Origin of the sequence: Mycobacterium sp. E2327, from assembly GCF_001672675.1 — a bacterium.
Classification (GTDB): domain Bacteria; phylum Actinomycetota; class Actinomycetes; order Mycobacteriales; family Mycobacteriaceae; genus Mycobacterium.
Genome location: NZ_LZKE01000016.1, coordinates 1 through 12,153, shown reverse-complemented (window position 1 = coordinate 12,153; position 12,153 = coordinate 1). Strand labels below are relative to the sequence as shown.

Here is a 12,153-nt window from a genome sequence, read left to right as displayed (position 1 = left end):
GGACGCCCTGATCAAGGCGCTGCCCTCGATCCGGCGGCGGGTGGACGGGGCGGCGCTGGTCATCGTCGGCGGCGGGCCGTACCTGGACGCGCTGCGCAAGCTGGCCACCGACTGCGGCGTGGCCGAGCACGTGACGTTCACCGGTGGTGTGCCCGCCGCCGACGATGACCAGCGCCGCCCCGTCCACCCGCCGCCGGATCGAGGGCAGCGCCTTGATCAGGGCGTCCTGACCCTTGCGCGGCACCAGCCGCGACAGGCACAGCACGGTCGGCCGCTCGCCGAGCCCGTAGCGGGCACGCAGCTCGGCCCGGGCGGCCGGATCGGGCCGGAACCGGTCGGTGTCGACGCCGGGCGGCAGGTATTCCAGCCTCGCCTCGGGGCCGAACGCCGCCGCGAAGCGCGACCGGGTGTAGCGGCTCACGAACGTGACGACGTCGGTGCCGTCGCCGATGCGACGCAGCACCGACCGCGCGACCGGAAGCATCGACCAGCCAACCTCGTGGCCGTGCGTGCTGGCCAGCACCCGGGTCGCCCCCGCCTGCCGGGCGCGCGGCGCCAGCAGCGCCAGCGGCGCGGCCGCGCCGAACCACACGGTGTCGATCCCGTGCTCACCGATCAGCCGGCGCATCCGCCCGTCCACCGCCGGGCCCGGCAGCATGAGGGTGCCCGGGTGGCGCACCACCCGGTACCCGGCCGCCTCGGCGGCGTCGTGGAAGGCGTCGGCGCCCTTCCATTGCGGCGCGTACACCAGCACGGAGTGTGAGCCGGCGCGGGCCAGCCGCCCGACGAACTCGCCGAGGTAGGACTGGATGCCGCCTGGGCGGGGCGGAAAGTCGTTGGTTACCAGCAGGACCCGGCTCACCTGCGTAGGCTAGCCTGGCGACGATGCAGACCGTGTCACGGTCTGAGGTGGGGGCACCTCCCGCTCGCGGGGGAGAGTCAGGCAATCCCGCACTAGCGGGCCGCCCACTGGTGCCAGTGCACCAGCAGCCCGGCGGGGTCGATGTCGAGGACCGCGTGCACGGCGGTGGGCACGTCGGTGTGCCCCACACCGCAGCTGGCCAGGTACAGGTCGCGCAGCTTGGGCGCCCCGTAGGTGTCGGCCACGAACCGGGCGAACCACCACGCGCGGTCATACGCCAGCGAGCGCTGCGGCCCCGGCGCCTCCAGATCGGCATCGGTCGGCAGCGTCAGCGGCACCGGCAACGCATCGGCGGGCACCGGGGTCTGCGGCCGGGCGACGAAATCGGCCACGCCCTCGGTGAGCCACTCGGGCGCGTCCGACGTGGTGTAAGGGCGGGCGGCGTAGTGAAAAAGCTCGTGCGTCAAGACAATTCGCAGCGCGCCCTCGTTCATGTTGGCGGCGCCCGGCGCAAACACGATCCGTTGGCCGAGCACCAACCGGTGCACGGGGTCGACGCGCTCGGCGACCGTCACGGCCGCGATGTCCGCCCACTGCGAAGGCGGTCCCCCGCCGGCCGCGGCGCGAAACTGTTCGTCGGAGCCGGCGGCGAGCACGGAGATCTCGCGCGGCCAGTCCACACCCCAGAAGGCCTCCACCGCCTTGATCGCGGTGCCGATGTTGCTCGCCACCCGGGACAGCAGCCGGTCGCTGGCCGGGCCGCCCAGGCCGACCAGGCGGACGGTGCGGTCGCCGATCACCAGCGATTTCGCCCCGGCGCCGGCCTGGCTGCGCGCGGGCGTGACCAGTTGCGCGTGTCTTGCCTTGCTGTCGGCGGCCTCGTCGAAGGGCACGGCCGCGGCCACAATCAGCTCGAGGGCAAACACCCAGGCCAGCAGGATCGGCAGCCGCCGACGCCAGACGGAACGGTCAGTAGCGGCGGGCGTCGTGGACTGGGCCTGCGGCATTCATCGGAACCACCCGCACCGGCTGGCCGTAGGTGGAGGAATGGATCACCATGCCGTCACCGACGTACAGGCCGCTGTGTGACGCGTCGTTATAGAAGGTCACCACGTCGCCGGGTTGCAGATCCGACAGCGCCACCGGCTGACCGCCCTGGGCCTGTGCCTGGCTGGAGTGCGGCAGCGAGATGCCGGCTTGCTGGAACGCCCACATCACCAAACCGGAGCAGTCGAAACCGCCGGGTGCGGCACCGCCCCACACGTAGGGCGAGCCGACCTGGGTCAGCGCGGCCTGCACGACGGTCGCGCGGTCACCGCCGCCCACACCACCGCCGGGAGCCATTCCGGGCACCCCGGGACCTGGCATTCCGGGCATCATGGCGTTGATCGGCGGAGCGTCGGCGGGCGGCGCGCCGGGTGGCGCCGCGTCCGGTGCCGGCGCGCCCGGAGCCGGGAGACCCGCCGGGATCGGCCCGGGGTCGGCGAGCGCGGTGCGCTGTTGCGGCGTCAGGGAGACGTATTGCGACTTGACGACGGCGATCTGCACCTGCAGCTGGCTCTGCTTGGACTGCAGGCTCGCCCGTACCGCGGCGGCCTGCTCGGCCGCGCTCTTCGCGTCGGCGGCGGACTTGGCGGATGCCTGCTCGGCCTTGGCGGCCTGCTCGCCGGCGATGCGGTAGTTCGCCATTTGCGTGCGCATCTGCGTCGCCATCAGCCGCTGCACGGCCAGCTTGTCGATGAGGCCCTGGGGCGACCCCGCGGTCAGCATGGCCTCCATGCCGTCGACGCGGCCACCCATGTACTGCGCGGCGGCGAGCTTGTTGACGGCTCCCTGGAAGGCGGCCAGGCGGGCCTTCGCCGAATCCACCGCGGCCTGGTCATCGGCGTGCTTCTTCTCCGCCGCCTGCTGGGCCGCCAGCTTTTGGTTGAGGTCGAGCTGTGCGGTGTGCATCGCCTCGGTGGTCTGCTCGGCCTGACGCGACAGCTGGTTGAGTTTCGCCAGCGCGTCCTCGGCCGGATCGGCCGAGGAAATCGCGGCAAAAGTCCCCGCGAAGACGGTCAAGCCCGCTAACGTCCCGAGGGCAGAACGTGTAATGACACGCGCACACGGGTACCTACTAGCGAAGCTCAAAATTGCATCCTTAAACGGCCTAGGACGGCTGATGCCCGGCACTGCCGGCGCGCCGTCGGACGAGTTTAGGTCTCAAACAGGTTACGAAACGATATCGACGTTTGTCCAAGCGGGATCGTTAAGAAATCGGAAAGATTTCTGGCCTTACTTTGTGAATAATGGCAATCCCCTAAGACGGTCCAGCGGTTTTGGCGCACAAGGCAATTAAGCTACACCAGACCCGCGGCCGCGATGAATCGGCACCAGACGCAACCGCGGCGCCAGCCCGACCTCTGCGAGCACCTCGAGTGCCTCCCGCTCGTCCTGCAACAACGTCTCCGGCACCCCGAGCAGGACGCTGACCACGCAGTCGCGGCAGCCCGGGCCGCGCACCGCGCAGTCGTCACAATCGATCACCACCGGCGCCGCCCCGTCGGGGTGCGCGTTGCCGTTGCCGTATGCCATCAGGTGCCGTCCTCTCGGTCTGGCCTCGTGAAGCTCATACCCGCACGCTAACGACGGCCACCGACATGTCTCGCCCGCCGCGTCGCGCCCGGCGTGGGAACCCCGCGACTGTCGGTGGACATGCCTAACGTCACCGCCATGGGTGCGAGCGGTGCGACTCAGCTGAGTTTCGCCGACTTGGGCCCGCGCTGGGACCCGGCCGCCTCCCCGGTCTCCCCCGTCGACGAACTCCCCTTGCGCGAAACGACTTTCGTCGTGGTGGACCTGGAGACCACCGGCGGGCGCACGAAAAGCGCCGACGGCACGCCGTGCGACGCCATCACCGAGATCGGGGCGGTCAAGGTCCGCGGCGGCGTCGTGCTGGGCGAGTTCGCCACCCTGGTCGACCCGCAGCGCAGCATCCCGCCCCAGATCGTGCAGCTCACAGGGATCACGACGGCGATGGTGTGCGACGCCCCGACCATCGACGCGGTGCTGCCGATGTTTCTCGAGTTCGCCGGGGGCGCGGTGCTGGTCGCGCACAACGCCGGGTTCGACGTCGGATTCCTGCGGGCCGCCGCCCGGCGATGCGACATCGCCTGGCCCCGGCCGCCGGTGCTCTGCACGGTCCGCCTGGCCCACCGGGTGCTCAGCCGCGAGGAAGCCCCCAGCGTGCGGCTGGCCGCGCTGGCGCGACTGTTCGCCGTCGCCGCGCAGCCGACGCACCGCGCGCTCGACGACGCCCGCGCCACCGTCGAGGTGTTGCACGCCCTCATCGAGCGAGTCGGCAACCAGGGCGTGCACACCTACGCCGACCTGCGCTCGTACCTGCCCGACGTGACACCGGCCCAGCGCCGCAAAAAAGTGCTGGCCGAAGGGCTGCCGCACCGGCCCGGGGTTTACCTGTTCCGCGGACCGGCGGGCGAGGTGCTCTACGTCGGGACCGCCGTCGACCTGCGTCGACGGGTGGGCCAGTACTTCACCGGCGCAGATCCCCGCGGCCGGATGAAGGAGATGGTCACGCTGGCCGGCACCGTCGACCACGTCGAGTGCGCACACGCGCTGGAGGCCGGCGTGCGAGAGCTGCGGATGCTGGCCGCTCACGCCCCGCCCTACAACCGGCGGTCCCGGTTCCCGCAGCGGTGGTGGTGGCTGGCCCTCACCGACGAGGCGTTTCCGCGGCTGGCGGCGGTGCGGGCGCCGCGCCACGACCGCGCCGTCGGGCCGTTTCGCTCCCGCACCGACGCCGCCGACACGGCGGCCGTGCTGGCGCGGTTCACCGGCGTCCGGACCTGCACCGCGCGGCTGGCCCGCTCGGCGCTGCACGGGCCGGCCTGTCCGGAGGTCGAGGTGTCGCCGTGTCCGGCCCAGCGCGGCGCCACGGCCACCCAGTACGCCGCGGCGGTGGCGCGCGTTGCGGCCCTGATCGACGGGCTCGACGACGGCCCTCTGGAAGCCGCCGTGCACCAGGTCACGGCGCTTGCCGAGCAACGACACTTCGAGAGCGCGGCGCGGCTGCGCGACCGCGTCGCCGCCGCCATCGAGGTGCTGTGGCGCGGCCAGCGGCTGCGGGCGCTGGCCGCGCTGCCCGAGCTGATCGCCGCCGCGCCCGACGGTCAGGGCGGCTACCACCTGGCCGTCGTTCGCTACGGGCAGCTCGCGGCGGCCGGCACGGCCAGGCGCGGAGTGCCGCCGATGCCGGTGATCGATGCGATTCAGACTGGCGCACAGGCGATCCTGCGCGCGGCGGCCCCGCTCGGTGGCGCGCTGGTGGAGGAGACGGCGCTCATCGCGCGCTGGCTGGCCGCGCCCGGGGTGCGCATCGTGCGGGTTTCGGGCGCCACCGACGACGGGTGGGCCTCGCCGGTGCGGTCGGCCGGCGTTTGGTCGGCGTGGGCCGCGCTGGCCCGCTCGGCGCGGGTGGCCTCCCAACAGGATCTGGCGCAGGTCGAATCAGAGCTGCTGACCGAACCGCACCCATCGCGCGAGCAGCTGTTCGGCCGCCCCGGAGTCGATGGCCGTGCAGGCGCGCCCCAGCCCGTCCTCCCACGCCGGCAGCCATTCGGCGCGGCTGGATAGGCCGGCGTGGGCGACGATCGCCCCGGCGGCGTTGAGCACGACGGCGTCGCGGACCGGGCCCTTCGCCCCGCCCAGCACCGCACGCGCCTCGGCGGCGTTGGCCTGGGCGTCGCCGCCGACCAGCTCGTGCAGCTCGGCGCGGTCGAACCCGAACCCGGCCGGGTCGAACGTCAGCCGGTCCACCGTGCCCGCCTGCACCCGCCAGATCGTGCTCGTGGTGGTGGTGGTCAGCTCGTCGAGGCCGTCGTCGCCGTGCACCACCAGCACGCTGGACCGGCGCGACGCGAACACCCCGGCCATCACCTCGGCGAGGTCGGCGAACGCGCAGCCGATCAAACCCGCCCGCGGCCTGGCCGGATTGGTAAGGGGCCCAAGGAGATTGAACACCGTCGGCACCCCGATCTCGCGGCGCACGACGGAGGTGTGCCGGTAGGACGGGTGAAACAACGGCGCGAAGCAAAACCCGATCCCCACTTCGGCGACGCTGCGCGCGACCTCGTCGGGTTCTGCGTCGATGCGCACCCCGAGCGCCTCCAGCGTGTCGGCGCCCCCGGACAGCGACGACGCCGCCCGGTTGCCGTGCTTGACCACCGGCACACCGGCGGCGGCCACCACGATCGACGCCATCGTGGACAGGTTGACCGTGTTGACGCCGTCGCCCCCGGTGCCCACGATGTCGACCGCGTCGTCGGGAATTCCCGTGGCGGGCAGCGAGCGGGCGTGGCTGAGCATGACGTCGGCCAGCTCGCTCACCTCGGCGGCGGTGGGGACCTTCATCGTCATCGCCACCGCGAAGGCGGCGATCTGGGCGGGGCTCGCGTCGCCGGACATGACCTGGTCCATCGCCCAGCCGGCCTGGCCCCGCGCCAGGTCCTGCCCGCCCGTCAGGCGGCCGAGGACCTGGGACCACGACGGTGGCTCGCCGGGGGTCTCAGCGGGTTCGGATGACGCGGGCACGCGCCGATGGTCCCATGAGGATCACCGAGCCCCCAACCGTTGCCGCAAGGGGGGCCGCTGGCGCTGCCGGAAACGCCGATTCGCGAAATTTCCGACCCGGGTAGAGTTCGACAACTACAAAGCGTCATACTTGCGGATGTGACCAGCGCTGTGGGGACCTCGGGTACTGCGATCACGTCGCGAGTGCATTCGCTGAATCGGCCCAACATGGTGGCCGTCGGCACCATAGTTTGGCTTTCCAGCGAACTCATGTTCTTTGCTGGCCTGTTCGCGATGTACTTCACCGCGCGGGCACAGGCCGGCGGGAAGTGGCCGCCGCCGCCCACCGAGCTGAACCTCTACCAGGCCGTGCCGGTGACGCTCGTGCTGATCGCGTCGTCGTTCACCTGTCAGATGGGCGTGTTCGCGGCCGAACGCGGTGACGTGTTCGGCCTGCGCCGCTGGTACGTGATCACGTTCCTGATGGGCCTGTTCTTCGTCCTCGGCCAGGGCTACGAGTACTACCACCTGATGTCGCACGGGACGACCATCCCCGGCAGCGCCTACGGCACCGTCTTCTACCTGGCCACCGGCTTCCACGGCCTCCACGTGACGGGCGGCTTGATCGCCTTCATCTTCCTGCTGGCCCGCACCGCGATGAGCAAGTTCACGCCCGCGCAGGCGACGGCCAGCATCGTCGTCTCCTACTACTGGCATTTCGTCGACATCGTGTGGATCGCGCTGTTCACCGTGATCTATTTCATCCGATGAGCCGGCGCTAGACCTAGACGGACAGGAGTGCTCGGTTGAAGAAACTGGGGTCTACCCGAAACGGTGCGCGGCGGGGTCAGCCGCGAAAAGGGCAGAGTGATCGCTCGCGTCGGCGCCTGCGGCGCCGGCTGTCGGGGGGCTTGCTGCTGCTGATCGCGCTGACCATCGCCGGTGGCCTGGCGGCCGTGCTGACCCCCACCCCGCAGGTGGCCGTCGCCGACGAGTCGTCGTCAGCGCTGCTGCGCACCGGCAAGCAGCTGTTCGAGACTTCCTGCGTGTCCTGCCACGGTGCCAACCTGCAGGGCGTTCCCGACCACGGGCCCAGCCTGATCGGTGTCGGCGAGGCGTCCGTCTACTTCCAGGTCTCCACTGGCCGGATGCCGGTCATGGCCGAGGCCGCCCAGGCCCCCCGCAAGGAGCCGATCTTCGACGAGGCCCAGATCGACGCGATCGGCGCCTACGTGCAGGCCAACGGCGGCGGCCCCACGGTCACGCGCAACCCGGACGGCAGCATCGCGATGCGATCGCTGCGCGGAAACGACGTCGGCCGCGGCGGCGACCTGTTCCGGCTCAACTGCTCCTCGTGCCACAACTTCACCGGCAAGGGCGGCGCCCTGTCCTCGGGCAAGTACGCGCCCGACCTCGGCGCGGCCAACGAACAGCAAATCCTCGACGCGATGCTGACCGGCCCGGAGAACATGCCGAAGTTCTCCGACCGCCAGCTGTCCTTCGACGCCAAGAAGGACATCATCGCCTACGTGAAGACCGTGACCGAGGAGCGGCAGCCTGGCGGCTACGGCCTCGGTGGCTTCGGACCCGCCCCCGAGGGCATGGCCGCGTGGATCATCGGGATGGTCGCCGCCATCGGGTTGGCACTGTGGATTGGGGCGCGAGCATCATGAGCGACAAACATCCGGGCGGCTCGGACACCGACAAGGTCGGACTGGGCGCACACCACGAGCCGAGCGACGCCGCGCTCGCCGCGATGTCGCAGCAGGAACTCGTGGCGCTGGGCGGCAGGCTCGACGGCGTCGAGACGGTCTTCAAGGAGCCCCGTTGGCCCGTCGAGGGCACCAAAGCCGAGAAGCGCGCCGAGCGCTCCGTGGCGCGCTGGCTGTTGCTGGGCGGCGCGTTCGGCCTGGCGCTGCTGGTGGTCTTCCTGTTCTGGCCCTGGGAATACAAGCCGAAGGACGCGCCGGGCAGCCTGCTCTACACGCTCGCCACCCCGCTGTACGGCCTGACTTTCGGAATGTCGATCCTGTGCATCGCGATCGGCGCCATCCTGTACCAGAAAAGGTTTATCCCCGAAGAGATTTCGATCCAGGAGCGCCATGACGGCGCCTCTCGCGAGGTCGACCGCAAGACGGTCGTGGCGAACCTGGGCGACGCCTACCAGGGTTCGACGATCGGGCGGCGCAAGCTCGTCGGGCTGTCACTGGGCCTGGGGCTTGGCGCGTTCGGGTTGTCCACCCTGGTTGCGTTTGCTGGCGGCCTGATCAAGAACCCGTGGAAGCCCGTGGTGCCCACCGCCGACGGCAAAAAGGCCGTGCTGTGGACGTCCGGGTGGACCCCGCGCTACAAGGGCGAGACGATCTTCCTGGCGCGCGCCACCGGCTCAGCCAGCGCGTCGCCGTTCGTCAAGATGCGCCCCGAGGATCTCGACGCCGGCGGCATGGAGACCGTCTTTCCGTGGCGGGAGTCCGACGGGGACGGCACCACCCCGGAGTCGCAGGAAAAGCTCCGCGCGATCAACCAGGGTGTGCGCAACCCCGTGATGCTCATCCGGATCCGGCCGTCCGACATGCCACGGATGGTCAAGCGCCAGGGGCAGGAGAGCTTCAACTGGGGTGAGTTCTTCGCCTACACGAAGGTGTGCTCGCACCTTGGTTGCCCGGCGTCGCTGTATGAACAGCAGACCTACCGGATCTTGTGCCCCTGCCACCAGTCGCAGTTCGACGCCCTGCACTTCGCCAAGCCGATCTTCGGTCCGGCGGCGCGCGCGCTGGCGCAACTGCCCATCACGATCGACTCCAACGGGTACCTGGTCGCCAACGGTGACTTCATCGAGCCCGTCGGACCGGCATTCTGGGAGAGGACGACGACATGAGCCCCAAACTGAGTCCCCCGAAGATCGGCGATGTCCTGGCCCGGCAGGGCGAGGACATCGACACGCGCTACCACCCGTCGGCGGCGGTGCGCAGGCAGCTCAACAAGGTATTTCCGACGCATTGGTCGTTCCTGCTGGGCGAGATCGCCATGTACAGCTTCATCGTGCTGCTGCTGACCGGCGTGTATCTGACGCTGTTCTTCGACCCGTCCATGGCCGAAGTCACCTACAACGGTGCCTACGAACCGCTGCGCGGCGTCGACATGTCCAAGGCCTTCGCGTCGACGCTCGACATCTCGTTCGAGGTGCGCGGTGGGCTGTTCGTCCGTCAGGTCCACCACTGGGCCGCTTTGCTTTTCGCCGCGTCGATCATGGTGCACATGGCGCGCATCTTCTTCACCGGCGCGTTCCGCCGTCCCCGCGAGGCGAACTGGGTGATCGGCTCCCTGTTGCTGATCCTGGCCATGTTCGAGGGTTACTTTGGCTACTCGCTGCCCGATGACCTGCTGTCGGGCATCGGGCTGCGCGCCGCCCTCTCCTCGATCACGTTGGGGATGCCGGTGATCGGCACGTGGCTGCACTGGGCGCTGTTCGGCGGCGACTTCCCCTGCGGTGGCATCGGCAACGAATGCGCGACGGTGGGCGCCATCATCCCGCGCATGTATGCCCTGCACATCCTGCTGTTGCCGGGGATCATCCTGGCGCTGATCGGGCTGCACCTGGCCATGGTGTGGTTCCAGAAGCACACGCAGTTCCCCGGGCCCGGCCGCACCGAGCACAACGTGGTCGGGGTGCGGGTGATGCCGATCTTCGCCGTCAAGTCCGGCGCGTTCTTCGCGGCGATCGTCGGGGTGCTCGGCCTGATGGGCGGACTGCTCCAGATCAACCCGATCTGGAACCTGGGCCCCTACAAGCCATCTCATGTGTCGGCCGGCTCGCAGCCCGATTTCTACATGATGTGGACCGAGGGCCTGGCCCGCATTTGGCCGCCGTGGGAGTTCTACTTCTGGCACCACACCATTCCGGCGCCGGTCTGGGTCGCGCTGTTGATGGGCCTGATCTTCATCCTGCTGATCATCTACCCGTTCCTGGAGAAGCGGTTCTCCGGCGACTACGCCCACCACAATTTGTTGCAGCGTCCGCGTGACGTTCCGGTGCGAACCTCGATCGGGGCCATGGCGATCGCCTTCTACATGGTGCTAACCCTGGCCGCGATGAACGACATCATCGCGTTCAAGTTCCACATCTCGCTGAACGCGACGACGTGGATCGGGCGCATCGGCATGGTGATCCTGCCGCCGTTCGTCTACTTCATCACCTACCGGTGGTGCATCGGTCTGCAGCGCAGTGACCGCGACGTGCTCGCGCACGGCATCGAGACGGGCATCATCAAGCGGCTGCCGCACGGTGCCTACATCGAGCTGCATCAGCCGCTCGGACCGGTCGATGCCCACGGCCACGCGATCCCGCTGGAGTACGAGGGCGCGGCGGTGCCCAAGCGGATGAACAAGCTGGGCTCCGCCGGCACACCGGGCAGCGGCAGCTTCTTGTTCGCCGATCCGGCGTCCGAGGACGCCGCGCTGCGCGGGGCGGCGCACACCGGCGAGCAACGCTCCCTCACCGCGCTGCGCGAATACCAGGAGAGCATCGTCGGCTCCAACGGGGAGCACGGGGAGAACGGGGAGCACTAGCTTCCGCGACACTTACGACCCGCGCACGACACGCCGAAAACCGTGGCGGCGGTTCAACTTCGCGGTGTCCTCGACGGGCCAACGCGCCACGAACGCGGTGCACGACGTGTTCGGGTTTGCCCTCAGCGATCACCCGGACGGCGATTCAGCTGAACTGGCTGCGGCCCGTTGCGACGTGTCGTCGCACACGTTTAAGTACCGAGAGGCGGGCGGCTAGCGCCCATCAGCCATGCGGCGCAGCTGGCGGACGTGCAGCCATTCCACCACCGGCATCCCCGCGACGATGACCCCGGCCAGCCCGTAGCCCACCCAGGACCCGCCGTCGTGCCCGACCGCCATCAGGTACGTCGCCGTGGCCGCCGCGATCAGCGCGGCGCCCATCGTCCCCGCCAGAAGCACGGTGCCGCGCAACCAGATCCGGTCCACCGCCGCGCCCGACCACTCGGCGGCCGCTCCCGCCGTCTGCGGCCGTGGCTGGCGGGCCCGCTCGGCCGCGGTGCGCGGCGCGGGGGCCATCAGGCGCACCGGAGGCCGGCTCGGCGGACGCGCGGCCGTCCGGGCTGCCGGCTCGATCAGACCCATGCGACGGGCCCGCACCAGCACCGGGATCGCCCCCGCGATGATCAGCGCGGAAACGATGATGACGGCGTACAGCACCCACGAGGTGTGCGATCCCCTGGCCGCCTTGTGAAAGCCCCGGCCCAGGTCCACCAGCGCGACGGCCGCGGCTACGCTCACGCCCAGCAGCACCAACCAGACGGCGGCGCACGCGCCCATCAGTATGCGATCGATGACATCCGGCGGAATGGTGTCCGAACCCCGCCGATAGGCGGAATACCTGCTGACCATCAGCAACTCGTCTGCGGCGCGTCGCTGTTGTTCGACGACAGCACCGTCCCGTCGCTGGTGGTGATGGAACAGTTGAGCCGGCTGACCCGGAAAAGGCTGGACGCCTGGACGGATCCGACGTCGGAAGTCGAGATCGGTGTCACGGTCATCGACCAGGGAATGTACACGTTGTGCTGGGTGCGCGACCGGCCCGACGCGTCGACGTAGGTCACCGAAATGATGTCGCCGGGGGCCTTGGTGCCGGTCACCGAGTAGGTCACCTGCCGTGGGCCGGGGCTTTCACAAGGCGGCCAGGGGATCGC

General features: G+C 70.0%; 10 protein-coding genes and 3 pseudogenes. 6 read left to right on the top strand and 7 right to left on the bottom strand.

Going from position 1 to position 12,153, the window contains the following annotated elements; all coding sequences use genetic code 11:
- Window positions 1–40: 40 nt before the first annotated feature.
- A pseudogene (locus A5712_RS31660) lies at window positions 41–97 on the top strand (hypothetical protein); the annotation flags it as partial.
- Window positions 98–139: 42 nt separating this feature from the next.
- Here A5712_RS31660 and pimB read toward each other — a convergent pair.
- The 4 genes and pseudogenes from pimB to A5712_RS01800 form a co-directional block, all read right to left on the bottom strand.
- Window positions 140–862 (bottom strand): annotated as a pseudogene (gene pimB / locus A5712_RS01815) (GDP-mannose-dependent alpha-(1-6)-phosphatidylinositol monomannoside mannosyltransferase); the annotation flags it as partial.
- Between the two features lie 92 nt (window positions 863–954).
- Complete coding sequence (locus tag A5712_RS01810; protein WP_156766367.1) at window positions 955–1,788, bottom strand: hypothetical protein; 834 nt, start codon at window positions 1,786–1,788, stop codon at window positions 955–957.
- 43 nt (window positions 1,789–1,831) lie between these two features.
- The gene (gene ripC, locus A5712_RS01805; protein WP_082973221.1) at window positions 1,832–2,995 is read right to left on the bottom strand and encodes a peptidoglycan hydrolase RipC; all 1,164 of its coding nucleotides are present in this window, start codon (window positions 2,993–2,995) and stop codon (window positions 1,832–1,834) included.
- Between the two features lie 204 nt (window positions 2,996–3,199).
- Window positions 3,200–3,439 carry a hypothetical protein gene (locus A5712_RS01800; RefSeq protein ID WP_068100578.1) on the bottom strand — a complete coding sequence of 80 codons (240 nt, stop codon included), beginning with the start codon at window positions 3,437–3,439 and terminating at the stop codon, window positions 3,200–3,202.
- A gap of 120 nt (window positions 3,440–3,559) precedes the next feature.
- Between A5712_RS01800 and A5712_RS29940 the strand changes: the two are divergent.
- A pseudogene (locus A5712_RS29940) lies at window positions 3,560–5,434 on the top strand (DEDD exonuclease domain-containing protein); the annotation flags it as partial.
- Here the strand turns inward: A5712_RS29940 and trpD are convergent.
- Window positions 5,372–6,454 (bottom strand): anthranilate phosphoribosyltransferase, encoded by a 1,083-nt coding sequence (gene trpD / locus A5712_RS31655; RefSeq protein WP_068100577.1) that lies wholly within the window; start codon window positions 6,452–6,454, stop codon window positions 5,372–5,374. The pseudogene A5712_RS29940 and the gene trpD overlap by 63 nt on opposite strands.
- A 138-nt stretch (window positions 6,455–6,592) precedes the next feature.
- Between trpD and A5712_RS01790 the strand changes: the two genes are divergently transcribed.
- From A5712_RS01790 to A5712_RS01775, 4 genes are read left to right on the top strand one after another with little or no spacing between them, the layout of a single operon-like run.
- On the top strand, window positions 6,593–7,204 hold the full coding sequence (locus tag A5712_RS01790; RefSeq protein ID WP_066913412.1) for a heme-copper oxidase subunit III: 612 nt from the start codon (window positions 6,593–6,595) through the stop codon (window positions 7,202–7,204).
- A 35-nt stretch (window positions 7,205–7,239) separates the two neighbouring features.
- The gene (locus A5712_RS01785) at window positions 7,240–8,106 is read left to right on the top strand and encodes a c-type cytochrome (protein WP_068100575.1); all 867 of its coding nucleotides are present in this window, start codon (window positions 7,240–7,242) and stop codon (window positions 8,104–8,106) included.
- A complete protein-coding gene (locus tag A5712_RS01780) occupies window positions 8,103–9,311 on the top strand; it encodes a ubiquinol-cytochrome c reductase iron-sulfur subunit (protein ID WP_068100574.1) in 1,209 nt (402 codons plus the stop codon). The genes A5712_RS01785 and A5712_RS01780 overlap by 4 nt, the downstream gene beginning before the upstream one ends.
- Window positions 9,308–11,002, top strand: a complete 1,695-nt coding sequence (locus A5712_RS01775) for a cytochrome bc complex cytochrome b subunit (RefSeq protein WP_068100572.1) — start codon at window positions 9,308–9,310, stop codon at window positions 11,000–11,002. The genes A5712_RS01780 and A5712_RS01775 overlap by 4 nt, the downstream gene beginning before the upstream one ends.
- 213 nt (window positions 11,003–11,215) lie before the next feature.
- Here A5712_RS01775 and A5712_RS01770 read toward each other — a convergent pair whose 3' ends face one another.
- Window positions 11,216–11,851: a DUF2561 family protein gene (locus tag A5712_RS01770; protein ID WP_068100570.1), complete on the bottom strand. Its 636-nt coding sequence runs from the start codon at window positions 11,849–11,851 to the stop codon at window positions 11,216–11,218.
- Window positions 11,851–12,153: MmpS family transport accessory protein (locus tag A5712_RS01765; protein ID WP_156766365.1), on the bottom strand; the 303-nt coding region annotated here is incomplete at its 5' end. The genes A5712_RS01765 and A5712_RS01770, both read right to left, overlap by 1 nt.

Coding starts and splice junctions, on each gene's coding strand:
- A5712_RS01800 (WP_068100578.1), bottom strand. CDS start 3,439: ATGGCATACGGCAACGGCAACGCGCACCCCGACGGGGCGGCGCCGGTG.
- A5712_RS01780 (WP_068100574.1), top strand. CDS start 8,103: ATGAGCGACAAACATCCGGGCGGCTCGGACACCGACAAGGTCGGACTG.
- A5712_RS01775 (WP_068100572.1), top strand. CDS start 9,308: ATGAGCCCCAAACTGAGTCCCCCGAAGATCGGCGATGTCCTGGCCCGG.
- A5712_RS01770 (WP_068100570.1), bottom strand. CDS start 11,851: ATGGTCAGCAGGTATTCCGCCTATCGGCGGGGTTCGGACACCATTCCG.